Below are 17,142 nucleotides of genomic sequence, written 5' to 3'. Positions count from 1 at the left end.
CTCGAAAGGGGTCGTTGGTCGATACCCCACCGAGTATTGCAGATACCCTATGGGGTATGCAAGACACCCTAGGGGGTATATAGTTGATGGCAAGACGCCCACGCTTTGGAGACTTCATGCAACTCGATTCGACTGAACTGACCCCGGTGGTCAACCGCCTCAAGCGCGCCCAGGGCCAGCTCGCAGCTGTCACCCGCATGCTGGAGGAGGGCAGGGACTGCAAGGAAATCGTCACGCAGCTGGCTGCCGTCTCGAAGGCCCTGGACAGGGCCGGCTTCGCCATCATCGCCAGCGGCCTTGAGCAATGCATCGTCCGTGAAGACACCACCATGGACAAAAAAGAACTGGAAAAGCTCTTCCTCTCCCTCGCCTGACAAGCAGGGACCCACAAACCGCCGTGCCGGGGAGTTTCCCCCAAGCCAGCCCCGGCACGGCACGGCCCGACCTGAACCCTGGCGTATCTGTAACGACATATGAGGAGCAGGCTCATGAGCTATACCCACACTGTTACCGTCCCGCTGTCCTGGGAGGACGCTGTCCAGCGCACCCGCGAGGCGCTCGGAGAACAAGGCTTTGGCATACTAACGGAAATCGACGTCCGCGCCACCTTTGAGGCCAAACTGGGCACCGAAGCCGCCGACGCCGTCGGCGACTATGTAATCCTCGGCGCCTGCAACCCCACCCTGGCGAGCCGCGCCCTCGCAGCCGAGCCGGAACTGGGCGCCTTGCTTCCATGCAATGTCGTTGTCAGACGAGGTAAGGACGCCCGAGAGACCACCGTCGAAGCCATCGACCCACAAACCATGGTCCAGCTCAGCGACACCCCGGCCGTCCGGGAGATCGCGGATGACGCCGATGCCCGACTCCGCAAAGCCCTCGCCAGGCTCAGCGCCTTGGACGACATTTCTAATTGAGCGGACTCGAAGCGCTGTTGGCCGTCCCGGACGTTGATGAGTCCAGATACACGATCGGATACAGCGGATCCAGCGGGCGTTTCTGCCACTCCATCACCTCGTCCAGGACGTCATCGGTGATCTTGGAAATCGTCTCGTGGGAGAGTTCCGTACCCAGGGTGCATTCCAGGTGGTGGGCGATGTCGCGGATTGTCATCCCTCCGGCGTAGAGGCTGATGATCATGTCGTCCAGACCGCCGCTCCGGCGGGAGCCCTTGGGGACCAGATGAGGGGTGAACGTGCCGTCGCCGTCCCGCGGGACGGACAGGTCCACGGACCCGGCCGTGTTAGCCGAGACGCGGGGCTTCAGGAGCTGGCGGACGTCCTCGGGGTGCCCACGGCAACCGTCCGTGACCTGCTCACAGGGCAAGGGCAGTTCACGTATCTTGCCCGCTCAGTGGATCCGGAGCTGGAGCGACGGATCATGAAGCTTGGAATTGCCGCACCCTTGGAAATTCCCCCCGCGACCAACGGTCAGTCTGTGAAAGTCACGATCGAAGCGACCTTCAATACGCCAGGGGAGTGACCGTGAGCAGCAACCTCGAACCATTGAACCCGCCTCGCGGAACCACGCGTACGACACTGATCATTCTGAGCGGATTTACTGCGGCACTGTTCTGGTGGATCGGGATAGCCGGCGTGGCGAACACTGGAGGCGGGGCACAAGTTTTCCTGACCATCCCCGTCCTGGCGACCTTCGGAACTGTCCTGCTCGCTTCTCGACGGGGTCGACAGAAAGCCAAACAGGTCAATCCGGCGCACGGCCCTAAGGCCACACACGCCAGCCAATCGCAGAGCCCTCAGGATAGGGGGACTCGGCCTGTGAAACGCACATCCGTGGTTGTTCTTTGCGCTTCACTGCAGCACTCTGCTGGTGGATCGGGTTAGCCGGTGTGGCGAACGCAGGCGGTGGCGCGCAAGTCTTCTTGGCCATCCCCCTCCTGGCGACCATCGGAACGGTCTTAGTTGCCCGATATCAAAGCCTCGGTTACCGAAGAGCAGCCTCATAGAGCTTCGACCACTTATCGGTGGTTATTGCGCATCCAATAGGCGTCCGTTCGGGGAACCCTCAACGGGATGCTCTCTCCCTTCGCTGGAACCCACAAGATCGATGATCCTTGACCCAACTCGTGGTGCTCCGAGCGCGCCATCCGATGAATAGGGTAAGACTGGTGGAGTTCGGCGTGGGTTCCGCAGTCCCCGGTCCGCCCATCATCTTGTCAACGGGCGATAAGGACCGAGCCAACATGGCACATGGGCCCCGATTCACAGGACAGTCTCTCGTACTACGGCTGCGCTTGTTGGTCACATGTCTAGGGCTGCTGCACAAACCGTCCCGCGGCTTACAGTCCGCTGATCCCCAGGCTGGCAAGCGTCCGCCGGAGCGTGTCGGCCGAATGATGAAGGGCTGCCAACTCCCCTTCATCCATGGGGGACTCCAGCACTTGGCGCACACCGCCGGCCCCGACGATGCTGGGCAGCGACAATGCAACCCCGGACAGTCCGTGGGGCCCGTTGAGCACAGTGGAAACGGGAAGCACTGCGTTTTCGGCCCGCAGCAAGGCTTCCACGATGCGTGCTCCGGACAGTCCAATGGCGTAGTTGGTGGCGCCCTTGCCTGCGATCACCTTGTAGGCCGCCTGGGTCACTTCACGGGCGGTTTCGGCGAGGTACTCGGAGGTGAAGACGAGCTCGCCGCCTACCGTCCAGTGCCGGATGGGAACCGGGCCGATCGTGGCGTCGGACCAGACCGGGAATTCAGTATCGCCGTGTTCCCCCACCACACTGGCGTGGACGCTGGCAACGGAGACTCCGGCGCGGCCGGCCAGCAGCCAGCGGAGGCGGGAGGTGTCCAGGACGGTGCCGGAGGAGAAGACCCGGGCGGCAGGCAGGCCGGAAATCTGCTGCGCGGCGACAGTCAGTACGTCGCATGGGTTGGTCACCAGCACATAGACGGCCTCCGGCGCACGTTGCAGGAGCTGTGGCATGAGCTGCTCGAGGATGCGGACGTTCGTTCCTGCGAGATCCAGTCTGGTCTGCCCAGGGGCCTGCTTTGCGCCCGCGGTAATCACAACGACGTCGGCGCCTTCGGTGACAGCGATGTCCCCGCCGCCGGTGACTTCCGCTGCCCTCACCGCGAACTGGGTTCCGTGGGCGAGGTCGAGCACCTCTGCCTCGGCCTTGGCAGCATTGACATCGAACAATGCAATCTGGCTTGCGGAGCCCCGGATAAGGGCGGCGAAGGCCAAGGAAGTGCCGACGCTTCCGGCTCCGACAACTGCCAGTTTCGATCCGGACATGCGATCCTCTTTCCCGAGCCTGAGCGGCGGCACCGCCCACAGCTTCTTCATCTTACGTAGGAGAGCAGAACGAAGTCTGCAGCCCCTGCGGCGGAGAAGTAAGCATGGCTCTAGATCGCTCTAGATCCGCTGACCAAAGTGGTCTCGCCCGCACCCCAGGAGCAGCCACACCGTCCGTGGGACCGGCCAAATAAGGGCCAGTCCAAGCACCGGCACCAGCGAGACGCCGACGTCGGGGAACTGGCGGATGATGACGAACAGGTGGGTGTCGAACCGGGCGGGGGCGTAGATGAGGCACAGCCACGGCGCAAACGCATCAAGCACGAGGGCCCCGGCTGCCAAAGCCAGAAGAGACCACCGCTTCCGGGCCCGGCCGGGTCGCCGGATTAGAAGCGACAGAGCCAGCCACAGGCTCAGCAGCTCCGCCAGGAGCAGTGCCAGCGAGACCGCCCAGCTGTAGCGCTGCAGCCAGTCCTCCTGCACCACCGTCGGCACTGGCAGCTGACCGTGGAGGATCCGCAGGATGTTGGTGTCGATGGCCTTGAGCCGTGAGGGGGCCGACGTGTCGTTTCCGTTGATGGCCAGGGGGACGCCAAGGCGGGAGTCGGGAACCATGGCCAGGTACGTGTGCGAGTTGCCCCATTCGCCTTGATGCTCGAGCAGCAACGGCAGATCCCGGTCCGCGGCGGGGTCTCCAGAAGGGTCAACCGACTCCACGAGCGGGTGGGTGAACCACCCCATGGCGTACCCCTTGGACCCGTCCACCCGGACCCGTGGCTCGAACATTGCCTCCACGCTTTCGGGCTGAAGGATGCGACCATCACCGTACTTTCCCTCGTCCAGCAGTGCCATCAGCTCATGGCCCAGATCCTCGGCGGAGGAGTACATCGTGGTGGACGGCATCCCAATGGTGGGTGAGGGCACATCGGTCTGGAGCCAGAACCTGCCGAACCACTATGGGGAGCGGGTGCCTCGGGTTCGGGCACGCTCGCTGTCCATTCGATCCATCTGGTCGAGCCAGCTCGTGATGAGCTCCAGAGAGAGTCCGATGTTGCCGATGTGGCAGTGATTCTGGGCGTCGTCGGCGCCGGTTAGGATGTGACCGCTCACCGACCGCGCGCCGGTCAGCGCCGCCATCTGCCGGTGGAACTGGCGCTGGGGAATGTAGTGGTCTTCGCCTCCGGCGAGAAGCAGCGTGTCGGCGCGTACGTAAGCGGAATAGGCCGCCGTGCCGAACCGGTCCGCGGTTCTCAGGAAGGCGGAGGGGCTGTCGACGCCGAAGACGTGCATGCCTTGGTGCAGCCCCCATTCGAGCACCGGGCTGTAGCGCATGGCGCGATGAGCCAGCGCGTCGACAGCGGTGTCAGCCCCCGCCTTCAGTAGGCCTGCCAAGACACCGCGGAGCATTGCCGGGGCCTGTCGGAGGCTGGCCTCGAGGAAGTCATACAGGACGGCGTCGCACACGACGCGTCGAACGCGAGGTTCGTAGGCGGCAGCTCGGATAGCGAGGCCGCTCCCCAACGAAATCCCCAACAAGGTGACGTCCGTCAGCCGGTAGTAGTCCAGGACGGCCGCCACCGGGCGCTCCCAGTCCACCCGGAACGCCAACCCGGCCTCTTCCAGGGCGCCGCCCTGTCCTGGGCCCTCGAATCCGATAGCATCCCAACCGTGCGCCCGAAGCGCGTCCATGATCGGAAACAATTCCTCGATGTAGCTGTCGAACCCGCCGAAGACCAGGACGGCGCCCTTGGCAGGCGCTAGGGCGTCGAAGCGGTATGCCGGCAGCCATCCGGCGGCGAAGGGGACGCGGTCGCGGTTGCTGTAGCCCATGCCGCGGCTCTGCAGCAGCAATTCGACAAATCGAGTCCGCAGCGGTCCTTTCTCGGGATCGTCGCCGCGGACGAAGAACTCGGCTGCTCGGACATGGAAAGCGGCGCGGCGCAGGTCCCCTTCGGTGAGCGCCGACTCGGCCAGCTCGAGGAACAACTGCCGGTTGGTGGCGTAGTCACTCAATCGACCAACAATGCTGCGGATGTCGGGGAGGGCATCCCCGCCGGTCCAAGCAACCCACCGGTTGAGCTGATAGTTGATCGACGCGTCATCGTGCAAGTGGTGGATACCTACGTGCTGCGCATTCAGATTGTTCGGTGACTCCACGTGACCGTACATCCTTCTAAGGTTGCGGCAGTCTGCCTGGTTGCCTTGAACAACAACACCTGGGGTTGTGGTTGGAGTCGAATCCTAGTGCCATGGGGCCGGTCGCTGTCCGGCTACAGGCTCACCCTTCGGTCTGGTGTAGTACGGTCCGGGCCTCGCGCTGATGCTGTTCCAGCTTCTCTTCGGAGTCCCGGCGGCGTTGGCCCACAGTGCGCATCTGGTTCGTGGGCGACATTCGGGAATCGTATTTATGAGCGGTCCGTCCGTGTTCTTCCCCGTCGCCAGAAGCGGACTGGTCCGGACGGTACCCCGCGTTTTCAGTCATATGCGCATCGTGCCATCTTGCCGGGGTCATTACCAGAGCAGCAGCTCCACCTGTCGACCCCGGGCCTACGGGCACTTTGCAGGACGAAATACCGCCTATACCAAGCGAATTCCTGATTATGCCCCGCCAATCGACCTCGTAGGAGCTGCCGTCCAGGCCGGAAACAGTTTCTGCAGTACATCCTGCGAGTGGGGACGGACGAAAGAAAAAGCCGCCGCAGGCTGCACAGTCTCCTGACCGGCCCTCAGCGTACCTCCACCTATCGTGGGCCGTGGCTCCGCAACCAGCCAAGGCTGGGCGCGCCCCCGTACAGGGTGATGGTTCCGAGCCTTCCGCAGGGGTCGCCGGACGTAGTGTCCCGGGCCGTTGGACATCAGGTTGTTCAACCAGGGCGGGAACCCTTCCGTGGGCGGACCTTGAACCTTTACGCCTTGGCACCGAGAAGGAACGCCAAGATTCGGTACTGACCGCTCTCAGGGGCCCGACCGGCCCTCGGAGTTGAGGCTCTCCAGAGTCGCTATTTCCTTCAGTTCCTGCAGTATTTCCAGTTGCTCACGGTTGATGGATATCAGAAGTTCGATCTCTTCCTTTGCCCTGATATTGGTGTCGAAGTCGTGTTGGGCCATGGCTGCGGCGATGGCGTCCTGTCGTTTGGCGGCGATGAGGAGAATGGCACCCTGGAGCCCCGCCAACATGGAGAGCAGGAGGTTCAGGAGTATGTAGGGGTATGGGTCCCAGGCCTTGGTCGCCAGCGCCCAGGTGTTGATAGCGGCCCAGATGACCATGAAGCCGATGAAGCTTCCCACGAAGGGCCAGCTTCCCATCCCGTTCCGCATGATGTCGGCGGCGCGTTGGCCTACGGTCAGGGAAGCTTTGTGTCTATCGTGCCAGGTCGTCTCTTGATCGGTCATTACTCAGACTAAGCCCCAGGCCGGGCACCGGTGGCGCACCGAGGCCACCGCATGGGCCGCTGCCCCCACCGCGTCTTCCCGGGGATGCCCTGCCCGGGTCCGTGGCGCTCCGCGCATGTATCTGATCAACACCCGCCAACAGTTCAGGGGCCGCGAATCGGAGGTATACGCTTAGCCCAACTCGTGCAAAACAGCGATGCCGCCGAACGCAGCTCTCAAACGGGAGCGCCTTGGCTGATCGAAGGAATGACGATGAAAGCGCTTGTTTATCACGGTCCCGGCCAGAGGGCATGGGAAGACGTACCGGATCCCAGGATTCAGAAGCCGACCGACATCATCGTGAGGATCGAAACCACGACCATTTGCGGCACTGATCTGCACATCCTCAAAGGCGACGTTCCAGCCGTCGAAGAAGGCCGCATCCTCGGGCACGAGGGCGTCGGCACGATCACTGAAATCGGATCCGCGGTTGCAGGCCTCACGATCGGGGACCGTGTGATCATTTCGTGTATCTCCGCGTGCGGGCATTGTGACTACTGCAAACAAGGAGTCTTCTCACACTGTCTTGGAGACGAAGGGGCTTCCGGGATTGGCTGGATCCTCGGGCACCTCATCGACGGGACACAGGCCGAATTCGTCCGCGTCCCGTATGCAGAAACGTCCGTCTACAAGATCCCCGACAGTGTCAGCCCCCAAGCGGGAACATTGCTCTCCGATATCCTGCCTACAGGCCACGAAATCGGCGTGCAGTACGGGGCCGTCAAGCCCGGTGACGTCATCGCCGTAATCGGCGCCGGTCCCGTCGGGCTCGCCGCTATCACCACCGCGCAGCTCTACGGTCCAGCACGGATCATCGCGATCGACGTGGACCGGAACCGTGTGGAGCAGGCGAAACGGTTCGGAGCCACAGACAGCGTCGTGTCGACAGATGCCGACTGGAAAGATCAAGTGATGGCCCTTACCGACGGTCTCGGAGTCGACGTTGCCATCGAAGCAGTGGGCATACCGGAGACCTTCGCCATGGTCCTGGACATCGTCAGACCCGCCGGTCACGTCGCCAACGCCGGCGTACACGGCAAAGGGGTGGACCTGCCGCTGGATAAACTCTGGATCTCGAACATCACCATCACCACGGGCCTGGTGAACACCAACACCACCGGCACACTACTCAAGCTGGTCGCGCAAAAGAAGCTGCCCGTCGATCAATTCGTGAGTCACGCGTTCGATCTCAATGACATCGAAAAGGCATACGACACCTTTTCACGGGCCGCCGAAACAAAGGCGCTCAAGGTGATGCTCAACGCCTAAAGCATCACCGAAGAAGTACACAACCAAAGCCCCGGCCCCCACCCTGCATAGGAAGGGACGCCGGAGCCGCGGCGTGCTCTGTTACCGCGGGAGGCAGGGTACTTCAGGACTGCCGGCCGGGGCCTGTCGGCGCTGGCGCGGAAGGCCGGCGGTTGCGCCGCCGGACAATCGTCTTGCGGGTTTCTTCTGCCCACAGAACCGAGGAACCCACGAGGAGGGCCAGCCCCCACTGGGCTGAGCTCATGGCCGTGGTGTCGAATAGGCCCTGCAGTACATCCAGGTTCACCACCATAATCTGGAGTACGATCACAGCGATCAATGACACCCAGATGCTGCGGTTGGTGAAGGTCTGCCTGGAGAAAACGGACCCGGAGTCTGAGCGCACGTTGAGCAGGTTGAATATCTGGTAAAAGACGAAGGTAGTAAACGCGAGGGTGGTTGGCAGGGCCGGGTCCGCTGAGCTTTCCGGGAACAGGGCGGGAGCAAGCATTAGGACGGCAATGGTCCCGGCAGCCATGACCGTGCCGAGACCAAGAATCCGCAGCAGACGGTCTCGGGTCAGCAACGGTTCGCCAACGGGCCGCGGTTTCTGCTTCATGATGTCCGGCTCCGCCGGGTCAACACCCAGCGCCAACGCGGGAGGCCCATCCATGATGATGTTCACCCAGAGGATCTGCAAGGCGGTGAACGGCGCGCCACCGGCCAAGCCGAGCACACCGGCGGTGAGGAAGATCAGAACGAAGCCCCACGCCGTCGTCAGCTGGAACTTCACGAACTTGATGATGTTCGCGTAGACCCCGCGGCCTACCTCGACCGCGATGACAATGGTGGCGAAGTTGTCGTCGGTCAGTATCATTCTGGCCGCGCCCTTGGACACATCGGTTCCGGTGATACCCATCGCGATGCCGATGTCTGCCTGTTTCAGTGCCGGGGCGTCGTTGACGCCATCGCCCGTCATGGCCACGACATTCCCTCCGGCCTGCAGCGCCTTGACGACGCGGATCTTATGTTCCGGGGCGACCCGGGCAAGCACGCCATATCCGGAGACCCGGCGGGTGAGCTGTGCGTCATCGAGCCGGTCCAGATCAGTCCCGGCCGCCGCCGCGCCGCGGATGCCCAGGCCAGCGGCGATAGCCGAGGCCGTGACCAGGTGATCCCCGGTGATCATGTGGACCTCGATCCCGGCCTCCCGTGCCGTGGCGATTGCCGCGGCGGCCTCGGGACGCGGCGGGTCGACAATCCCAACCACGGCGTATACCGTCAACCGGTCCGCCGTGAGCCGGAGCTCATCGGGGTCCTGCGGCAGGTCCGAATCGAGCCGGCGCCCGGCGATTACCAGCGTGCGAAGACCTTCCCCTGCCAGTGCCTGGACCTCCTCATGGATCCGCTGGCGGTCAGCGTCGTCCAGCGGGCGGATCCCCGTGTCGGTCAGGACAGAATCGGCACGTTCCATCAGTACGCCGGGTGCTCCTTTAGCGAAGCAGCGGAAGCGGGCGGGAGTGGTGTCTCCGCCGGTGAAGTTCTGCCGGTGGAAGGTGGCCATGAACTTGTAGTCCGAATCAAACGGGATTTCCGCCACACGGGGGTGCTCCTTTCGGGCACCCTCGACGTCAATCCCGCCCTTCTCGGCGAGTACAACGAGTGCGCCTTCTGTAGGATCTCCCACGAGTTCGCCGTCCTTCACGGAGGCATCGTTGCACAACGCCATGGACAGGAAGGTATCCGTCATCGCCGGGGGCGGGGCGCCATCGCTGCTCAGGATTTTGCCGTCTGTCGAATAGCCGTTGCCGGTGATCCGGAAGCTGCGTCCGGCAACGAGCAACTGCCGAACGGTCATTTCGTTGAGCGTCAGCGTCCCAGTCTTGTCCGTTGCTATGTGGGTGGTGCTGCCGAGTGTTTCGACCGCGGACAGCTGCTTGATGATGGCGCCGCGCCGGGCGAGCCGGGAAGCGCCCATGCTCAGAGTGAAAGCGACGACGGCGGTCAGACCCTCCGGGATGGTGGCTACTGAGAGGGAGACGGCGGTGATCAGCAGATCGGACCAGGTCTGGCCCCGGGACAATCCGAGTATGAAGACGATGGCAACGACAACGAGTGCGACGATCGTCAGCATCCCGGCAAGCTGATCGATCCGCCGCTGCAGCAGGGTCTTCTCAGTTCCCGCACCACCGAGCAATGAGGCGATGCCGCCGATCTCGGTGTCCATTCCGGTAGCCGTCGCCACCATCACGGCGCGCCCACGGCTGACGTCGGTGCTCGTGAAAAGCATGTTCGTCCTGTCCGCCAGCACAAGATCCGCGTCGGTCAGCATCTGGGTGGTCTTGTCCACGGGCTGGGACTCACCGGTCAGCGCGGCTTCGGCAACCTGCAGCCTCACAGCCTCGATCAGTCGGCCGTCCGCAGGGACCGAATCCCCGGCGTCCAGCAGCACAATGTCTCCTGGCACCAGGTCGGAGTTGGAAATTTCCTGCTCGCCCCCGTCCCGGCGCACCCGGGACGTGTCCACAGTCATCTTCCGCAGCGCCGCAAGACTGCTGTCAGCCCGTCTCTCCTGAACGTAGTTCAGAACCGTGTTGAGGATGATGACAGCCAGAATCACGACGGGCGTTTCCCATTCCCGGGAGACCGAGGCGCTCACTGCGGCGGCAACGACCAGCAGGATAGTCATCTTCCCCGCCAGGAGCCGCAGTACTTTTTTCCATGCAGGTTTCTTTTGTGCCTCAGCCAGCACATTGGGCCCGTGCTCCAGCTGCCGTGATTCCGCGGCAGCTGTGGTCAGCCCAACCGAAGGGTCTGTCCGGAGGGCCGCTGCGGTGTCGACCGCCGACAGCGTATGCCACGACGGCCCGGCGGACCCGGACGCTGGGGAGGTCCCCGCTCGTGAAGTGCGGGAATCGTTGGAAACCATGGAAAAACTCCTCGCAACGAACTGGCCCGCGGGACATACATCCTGCGAGGCCCAGCGTATAGGAAAGAAACGTTGCAGCCTTTTGCCCATGGGCTGCAAACCGGGAGCCATCTCGGCCGGGCCAGGCGCACACGCCGACGCCGCGGCGAAAGCACGATTCACTTCAGACCTGCGCGTGGACAGGCGTGCTCGCCATCAATGCGTATTCCCTACTGGCGGGTTCCGGCACCGCCGCGGCGCGCACGGGTTCCGTTCTCGTACTGACGCTGATCGCCCTGTGGGTGTTAGTCGTTCTCTCGCGGCCGCTGAACAGCTGGCGGGTAGCGATCATTTGGTGCCGTGTACGCCGCCCTGGTCCTCCTGCTGACCGTGCCTCCACTGCGGGATTTCTTTGATTTCACAGTGCTTCGGCAAGAACACCTGACAGTTATCTGTGCTGGTCTGCCTCGTCGGCGCCCTCGCCGTCGAGGTCCTGTTCCGGTTCCACCGTCGCGGCCTCAACGCTGACCTGGCCCTCCCTCATTCAGGAACCCGCTGATGCATGGCAGCCGCAGATACAGCCGACAGTGCACCCGGCCCACTGGGGCGACCCCCTCGACCGAAGATGTCATCCCTCTTCGAGTACTCCTGGCCTGGTCCTGACTACGAGCACGGCGCAGGCGGCGTGGTGGAGTACCTGCGTGGACACGGATCCGAGCAGCAGCCCGGTGAATCCTCCGTGGCCGCGGGAACCAACGACTAGCAGGTCGGCGTCCTTGGAGGCATTTATAAGGACGGTGACTGTAGGCCCTTGGACGACGTCACCAGTGACGTCGACACCTTCGGTGTCCGCCCCCTTCAAGATGTCCGTCTGCATTCCCCGGGCAGTCGGCTCGAGAATGTTGCTATCCCAGATCATCGCTTCCATCCCGGCGGTCTCGGGAGGATACTCCCAGGCGGTTACTGCCCGTACCTGTCCGTGGCGGAGACGGGCCTCCGTGACGGCCCATTCGAGGGCGAACCGTGATTGCGCCGAGCCGTCCACCCCGACCGCGATCCTGAATCCGTCTCCGTCGCCCATGATCTCCGCCGTCCGTTGGGGTCCTGCCTGGCTGGTTGCCATCAGTCTCCCATACAGGTTTCAGCGGCAAGGTACCTGATGAAGATTGCAATTAAGGAGGATGCTACGCCGCAGGCCAGCCTGCCGGTGACGGGTGATGTGAGGGGTTGCCCAGTCAGGGCAGCCTCTTCCGTGCCGCGGCCTGAGGCAGGGACCAGCGGTTATCGGCGAGTGATTCGTCGTCCCTGTCATGGCTCCGTTGCCCCGGTGCTCATCGGGCCCCAAAGCATGCCTCTGAGCATGTCAAGTATCGCGCTTGTGCCGGCTCCCAGCGTCGCGGGTTGGCGTTCCGCCGAGGTTTCTTCATCCGGTGCAGGATCCTGTCGCTGCTGCCCTGTCTTTGTCCTCTGGTACAACGGAATTGTGGTGATATGGCTGACCTCGGCTATGTTGGCCGTGCCGGTGAAGATGGGCCCCTCAGACCATGCGATGACGGGCGTCAGCATGTAGCCGCTTTCGGGAAGGGCGATTGCGGGCAGAGTGCCCAGAATGTGCACGCTGCCCGGGTCCAATGCGGTTTCCTCACGGGCCTCGCGCAGCGCCGTAGCGGCCGGCCCGTGGTCGCCGTCTTCAGCAGCGCCGCCGGGAAACACCAGCTGCCCGGGGTAGTTGGTTAGATCGGGTGCCCGTTCAGTGAGGAGCACGGACGGGCCCTGTGGGCTGTCCGTGAGCAGCACAAGCACCGCCGCCTGGTTAAGTGTGACCAGGGTCGGCTGGCGGTTCGGTTCTGGACGGTCAGGTCCGGTCAGCCGGGCCAACGTGTCGGCCCACGGCGGCCGCAAGGACGTTCCGCGGGTCAGCCTAGTCCGGCCAGCCTCGGAGTCCAGCCATTGAAGTTGGCCGGTTTGTACACGCAGCAGCCCCACTCCGGGAGCGGAATTGGCCGGCTGCACCAGCCGGGTCAACTGCCCAAAGCCAGGATGGCCGAACAACGCACGGGCAGGACGGTGGACCGTCAGGTCAGTCGCCTCTGAGAAATCAGCCGGGTTGTTTGCTACCGCCACGAAGGCCTGGCCGGATCCTACGAGGTTCGCCACCGGGCCGCCAAAGGCAACGAGGGTCTCGCTCATCGCCGGTACCAGCAGGAGGTTGACGCCAGACTCGGCCAGAGCATGCACCGCGTGGGGATTGAGCAGGTCCCGGCAGATTGCCAGTACCAGATGCCATCCGTCGTCACTGACATGGACCCGCAGCTGGGGCCAGCCTTGGGGCTGGATACCTTCTTTGACCGGCCGGTCGGCTGGCGAGTGCTTGTCCTGGGTCAACGGGGCAGGGGTGCCGCGCAAATACGCGACGGCCGTGTTACGCCGCCGCGGCGACCCAAGATGCTCGTCGTCGTGGTGGTAGCTTCCGGCAACGAGCATCTTGGGCCCGCCGGTCCGGCATGTCCAGCTCTGCAGGCGGGCGGCGAGGGACTCGGTGACGCAGAGCTCGGGCAGGACAACAATGCTCGCGCCGTTTGCGACCGCCGCGCTGATCAGCCGGTCGATCTCCTGGTGCTGTTTGTCTTCATCCTTCGGGCCGACAGGGAATGTCCGCCCGCTGGCGTCGGCCGGAAAGTGGAAATCAGCCAGGGTGCGGTTGGGATGGCAGGTTGCCACGACGGTGTTGCGATCTATGATCCCGGTGAGCTCGCGGGCAAGGCTGTAGTCGAAGATGACCTGGAACTGTGTGGCCCATTCCCCGGCGAGCCGGACGTGTCGGGTCTCGTCGAGGCGGTTGGCCAGCCGCCACGGCGGGGAGGTCGCGGTCAGCGCGGTCACATGCCGGAGGTCTGGACTGTCCAGGGGGATAGGATCACCAACGCCCGGCTGGTAAGGGCTCCGGCGGCGAAAGGACTCGCGGAAGCCGTGGCAGTACTGTTCATCCAAGAGTTCGGCCAGTAGCCGTGCGACAGCGACGGCGGGAAGGCCGTCGTCTGCGGTCAGTGCCGCCGCCAGTGCAGCGGCAACCTGAGGGCCCAGTTCGGGTCCGGTCGATGTGGTGGGCAGTAGGGACCTGACGCCGGCTGTGACCTGCTCCGCCTTAGCGCGGCAGCCGGCATCCTGGATCCGCTCCTGCAGTATGGGGTGCTCGTCCCGGCACAGCTGCAGCAGATGCGTGAGGGCGACCAGTGGTTCTCTCTCGGCGGCGATGGCTGTCTGGATGGACGCGACCCGCTGTGGCAGCGGTGATGGCCGGGCAACGCAGGGGGCACAGTCCGTCATGGATGCAGACGTGATACCCCCTTGGACGTTGGCCGCCCCGGGATCGCCGTCCGGGGCAAAGGCGGCCCTTCCGGTGTCTTTCGAGTCCGCACCGCAGCCTGGATCCTTCACAATGCATCCTTCGCTGTTGCAATTTCATCTCGCTGAGCCTGACCGTGCCGGATTGGCGGCGGAAACAGTCGGGCCGAGCCCGCCGGGGGTAAGGGGGCGCAGGATCCGGTCCGGCGTGCGGAATCTTGACTCCTCATCGATGTGATCCCCCTGCACGCCGTGAAGTCCAGACCAGATAAGCGCCAAGCGCACCGCCCGCGCCCAGCCCGGCGCGCATTAATGGTTTCTCCCAACTTCCCCAGCGTTCCTTGTCCCCCGACGTCAGAGCCCCAACACCTCCGATCAGCGCCGCAGCAATCATGCCAGCTACCAGACGGTTGCCGATGCGTTCCAACCGCCCGACCAAGGGTTCGAGCTCCGCGGCCCGTAAATGGACTTCCAACCCCGTGTCGAGGGTATCCACGACTCGACGCAGTAACTCCGGCAGGTCCCCGGCCAGTTCCGCTGCGTCAGCACCGACTGCGGCCATGCGGCTGGCAAGTGCCTGCGGCGCAAAGCGGCCCAACATCAGCTTCCTGGCATAGGGGGCAAGCAGCACGCCCAAATTAAAGCCGGGGTCCAGTTCAACTCCGATGCCTTCAGCCATGATCATCATCTTCAAGAGCTTCGCCAGTTCCTGCGGCATCTGCAGGTGGTAAGTGCGCATCAGCGCGACCGCTTGGGTGATCAGCGGCCCGATTTCGATCTGATTTAGTGGGCGGCCTTCGTAGAGGGCAATAAACCGGGTGACGTCCGCGCGCAGCCGGCTGCGGTCCACAGGCTGCCGGGTTACGGAAAGGTCCAGCAAAGCGGAGCCGACACGGCCCGGGTCGCTGCGTGCCAATTCAGTCAGCAGGACGCCGAGTTGGCCCCGGAGCTTGTCGTTCACCTCGCCGACCATGCCAAAGTCGATGAGACCTATGCGACCGTCGGCTTCGATGAACAGGTTGCCCGGATGCGGATCGGCATGGAAGAACCCGTCCTCAAAGACCATTTTAAGGGCTGTGCCCGCGGACCGGACAGCCAGCGCGGCCCGGTCGATCCCTGCACGGTCCAGGGCCGCGAGATCATTGACTTTCATCCCCACAATCCGCTCCAGCGTCAGCACCCGGGACGTGGTCGTCTCCCAAAAGACGCGGGGAATATGGACGCCGGGGTCGGATGCAAAGTTCGCGGCGAATCGCTCCGCGTTCCGCCCTTCCTGCAGATAGTCGAGTTCTGCCCGTAAAGTCTGTGCAAACTCCGCGGCTATGCCGGGGAGGTTGTAGTCGCCCGCTGCCTCCCACCGGTTGCTGATCTGGACCGCGAGGTTCTGCAGAATATCCAGGTCTGCCTCGATCGTGGGAATGACGTCGGGCCGGCGGACTTTGACTACGACGGGTGTTCCGTCGTGGAGAGTTGCTGCATGGGCCTGGCCGATAGAGGCACTCGCGAGGGGTTCGAGGGTGAAGTCCGCAAACGCCTCGTCCGGTCCGGACCCGAGTTCTTCGCGGATTACCTGTCGGATCGTTGCGCCTGGCACCGGCGGGGCAGCGTCCTGGAGTTTAGCCAACTGGGTCTGGTATTGGAGCGGCAAGAGGTCAGGCCGGGTGGAGAGGAGTTGGCCGAGCTTGATGAACGTCGGTCCCAGTTCTTCGAGGGCCAACCGCAAGTGGTCCGGATTCGTGTACGGCTCGGCCCTTCGTTCGTGGCCCATGAGCCCCTGGTGGAACGGGACCCACCGCTCAAGTCCGGTGATGCCCACGAGGAAGCCCAGCCCGTGCCGGGCCAGAACCTCGCCGATTTCCTGATAGCGGTGGACACGTATGTTGGTTGTCATGGTCCGTTCTGATTTCCGTGTGATGTGGGGGTCTTCGAAGGGGAAGGGCGTGCCTCACGTTCCTGCACGTCTTGCCTTTCCATGCGGCGGGGCCGCGGTCTATTGTCCATGGGAGTTTTCAGGTCTTTGCAGGGTGGGCTGTCTTCGCGGCAGCACAAGGACGACCATGGACACCAGAACCAGGCCCATGCCGGCCAAGCTCCAACTGCTCTGGCGTTCGCCCAAGACAACCATGGACAACAGGATGCCGAACACCGGAACCAGGAAGGTCCATGCCGTGACCGCGTCCAGGCGGCACTGTTGGACTTCTGTGAACCAGCCGAGAAAGGCCGCAGCGGTGCCGACGAGGGAGACATACAGGAGAATGCCGATGAAGCGCACACCCCAGTTGATGGCCGGTGCCCCTTCGGTGAGCCCGGCGATGACGGCAAGAATTGCGCCACCGATCAGGAAATGCCATGCAATCACCTGCAGGACATCGGCCTTTATCTGCCTCGAAATCAAAGTCCCGGCAGTGACCGCGAGAGCCGCGGTGATGGACAGCCACGCACCGGTGCCAGTTCCGCTGGGCAGGGCGACTGCCAATAGCCCTGCGAAGCCTGTCCCCATCGCTGCCAGCGTTCGCGCTGACACTCGCTCCTTGTATATCCACCAGGCCGGAAGCACTATGAGCAGGGGCTGGGCATTGGCCAGGACGGAGGCGGCCCCTGTTGAGAGGCCGGCCAGACCGCCGAACATGGCACTGAATGCCAGTGTGACATTCACAATTCCCATCACTGCTATCAAAGCCCAGGTCCGTGCCCCGCGCGGCGTCGGTTCCCGCCGGAATCCCGCAACGGCGAGAAGCACCCCGCCGGCTATGATCGCGCGCAACGCAGCAAACCACAGCAGCGGGGCATCCGCCAGACCGATACTGATCGCCAGAAAGCACGAGCCCCAGGCGAACGTGATCAATAACATACGCACCGGCTTGGGCCGGCGCAGGTCTCCGACCTGTCCGGCACCAATTAGTGCCTGGGGTATGCGCACAGCAGCTCCTTCGACACCAGAATCCCGGAAAGGCTT

12 protein-coding genes and 1 pseudogene are annotated in these 17,142 nt (G+C 63.6%); 3 read left to right on the top strand and 10 right to left on the bottom strand.

What is annotated here, in order from left to right; translation table 11 throughout:
• Positions 1–116 precede the first annotated feature (116 nt).
• Both ACZY0Q_RS17005 and ACZY0Q_RS17000 read left to right on the top strand, forming a co-directional pair.
• Positions 117–374 carry a metal-sensitive transcriptional regulator gene (locus ACZY0Q_RS17005; protein ID WP_463918619.1) on the top strand — a complete coding sequence of 86 codons (258 nt, stop codon included), beginning with the start codon at positions 117–119 and terminating at the stop codon, positions 372–374.
• A 114-nt stretch (positions 375–488) separates the two neighbouring features.
• On the top strand, positions 489–914 hold the full coding sequence (locus tag ACZY0Q_RS17000) for a DUF302 domain-containing protein (protein WP_463918618.1): 426 nt from the start codon (positions 489–491) through the stop codon (positions 912–914).
• Positions 915–951: 37 nt separating this feature from the next.
• Here ACZY0Q_RS17000 and ACZY0Q_RS16995 read toward each other — a convergent pair.
• The 5 genes and pseudogenes from ACZY0Q_RS16995 to ACZY0Q_RS16975 all read right to left on the bottom strand — a co-directional run.
• Positions 952–1,236 (bottom strand): annotated as a pseudogene (locus tag ACZY0Q_RS16995) (transposase); the annotation flags it as partial.
• A 1,060-nt stretch (positions 1,237–2,296) separates the two neighbouring features.
• Complete coding sequence (locus ACZY0Q_RS16990; RefSeq protein WP_463918617.1) at positions 2,297–3,253, bottom strand: L-lactate dehydrogenase; 957 nt, start codon at positions 3,251–3,253, stop codon at positions 2,297–2,299.
• Between the two features lie 120 nt (positions 3,254–3,373).
• Positions 3,374–4,156 carry a serine hydrolase gene (locus tag ACZY0Q_RS16985; RefSeq protein ID WP_463918616.1) on the bottom strand — a complete coding sequence of 261 codons (783 nt, stop codon included), beginning with the start codon at positions 4,154–4,156 and terminating at the stop codon, positions 3,374–3,376.
• Between the two features lie 51 nt (positions 4,157–4,207).
• On the bottom strand, positions 4,208–5,410 hold the full coding sequence (locus ACZY0Q_RS16980) for an alpha/beta hydrolase (protein ID WP_463918615.1): 1,203 nt from the start codon (positions 5,408–5,410) through the stop codon (positions 4,208–4,210).
• A gap of 798 nt (positions 5,411–6,208) precedes the next feature.
• Positions 6,209–6,646 carry a DUF1003 domain-containing protein gene (locus ACZY0Q_RS16975; RefSeq protein WP_463918614.1) on the bottom strand — a complete coding sequence of 146 codons (438 nt, stop codon included), beginning with the start codon at positions 6,644–6,646 and terminating at the stop codon, positions 6,209–6,211.
• Between the two features lie 252 nt (positions 6,647–6,898).
• Here ACZY0Q_RS16975 and ACZY0Q_RS16970 point away from each other — a divergent pair, with 252 nt between their 5' ends.
• Positions 6,899–7,954: a zinc-dependent alcohol dehydrogenase family protein gene (locus ACZY0Q_RS16970; protein ID WP_463918683.1), complete on the top strand. Its 1,056-nt coding sequence runs from the start codon at positions 6,899–6,901 to the stop codon at positions 7,952–7,954.
• A 103-nt stretch (positions 7,955–8,057) separates the two neighbouring features.
• Here ACZY0Q_RS16970 and ACZY0Q_RS16965 read toward each other — a convergent pair whose 3' ends face one another.
• The 5 genes from ACZY0Q_RS16965 to ACZY0Q_RS16945 form a co-directional block, all read right to left on the bottom strand.
• Entirely contained in the window at positions 8,058–10,862 is a 2,805-nt protein-coding gene (locus ACZY0Q_RS16965; protein ID WP_463918613.1) for a cation-translocating P-type ATPase, read from the bottom strand.
• 607 nt (positions 10,863–11,469) lie between these two features.
• Positions 11,470–11,964 carry a universal stress protein gene (locus ACZY0Q_RS16960; protein WP_463918612.1) on the bottom strand — a complete coding sequence of 165 codons (495 nt, stop codon included), beginning with the start codon at positions 11,962–11,964 and terminating at the stop codon, positions 11,470–11,472.
• Between the two features lie 185 nt (positions 11,965–12,149).
• Positions 12,150–14,279, bottom strand: a complete 2,130-nt coding sequence (locus ACZY0Q_RS16955; protein WP_463918611.1) for an NUDIX domain-containing protein — start codon at positions 14,277–14,279, stop codon at positions 12,150–12,152.
• 133 nt (positions 14,280–14,412) lie between these two features.
• Positions 14,413–16,077: an ABC1 kinase family protein gene (locus ACZY0Q_RS16950; protein ID WP_463918610.1), complete on the bottom strand. Its 1,665-nt coding sequence runs from the start codon at positions 16,075–16,077 to the stop codon at positions 14,413–14,415.
• Positions 16,078–16,176: 99 nt separating this feature from the next.
• A complete protein-coding gene (locus ACZY0Q_RS16945) occupies positions 16,177–17,106 on the bottom strand; it encodes a DMT family transporter (RefSeq protein WP_463918609.1) in 930 nt (309 codons plus the stop codon).
• Between the last annotated feature and the right edge of the window lie 36 nt (positions 17,107–17,142).

The organism is Pseudarthrobacter lactosi (assembly GCF_055412785.1).
This window is presented reverse-complemented; position numbering and strand designations above follow the sequence as displayed.

Excerpts from the sequence above, each read along its gene's own strand:
- ACZY0Q_RS17005 (WP_463918619.1), top strand. The coding sequence starts at position 117 with ATGCAACTCGATTCGACTGAACTGACCCCGGTGGTCAACCGCCTCAAG.
- ACZY0Q_RS17000 (WP_463918618.1), top strand. The coding sequence starts at position 489 with ATGAGCTATACCCACACTGTTACCGTCCCGCTGTCCTGGGAGGACGCT.
- ACZY0Q_RS16990 (WP_463918617.1), bottom strand. The coding sequence starts at position 3,253 with ATGTCCGGATCGAAACTGGCAGTTGTCGGAGCCGGAAGCGTCGGCACT.
- ACZY0Q_RS16985 (WP_463918616.1), bottom strand. The coding sequence starts at position 4,156 with ATGCCGTCCACCACGATGTACTCCTCCGCCGAGGATCTGGGCCATGAG.
- ACZY0Q_RS16975 (WP_463918614.1), bottom strand. The coding sequence starts at position 6,646 with ATGACCGATCAAGAGACGACCTGGCACGATAGACACAAAGCTTCCCTG.
- ACZY0Q_RS16970 (WP_463918683.1), top strand. The coding sequence starts at position 6,899 with ATGAAAGCGCTTGTTTATCACGGTCCCGGCCAGAGGGCATGGGAAGAC.
- ACZY0Q_RS16965 (WP_463918613.1), bottom strand. The coding sequence starts at position 10,862 with ATGGTTTCCAACGATTCCCGCACTTCACGAGCGGGGACCTCCCCAGCG.
- ACZY0Q_RS16960 (WP_463918612.1), bottom strand. The coding sequence starts at position 11,964 with ATGGCAACCAGCCAGGCAGGACCCCAACGGACGGCGGAGATCATGGGC.
- ACZY0Q_RS16950 (WP_463918610.1), bottom strand. The coding sequence starts at position 16,077 with ATGACAACCAACATACGTGTCCACCGCTATCAGGAAATCGGCGAGGTT.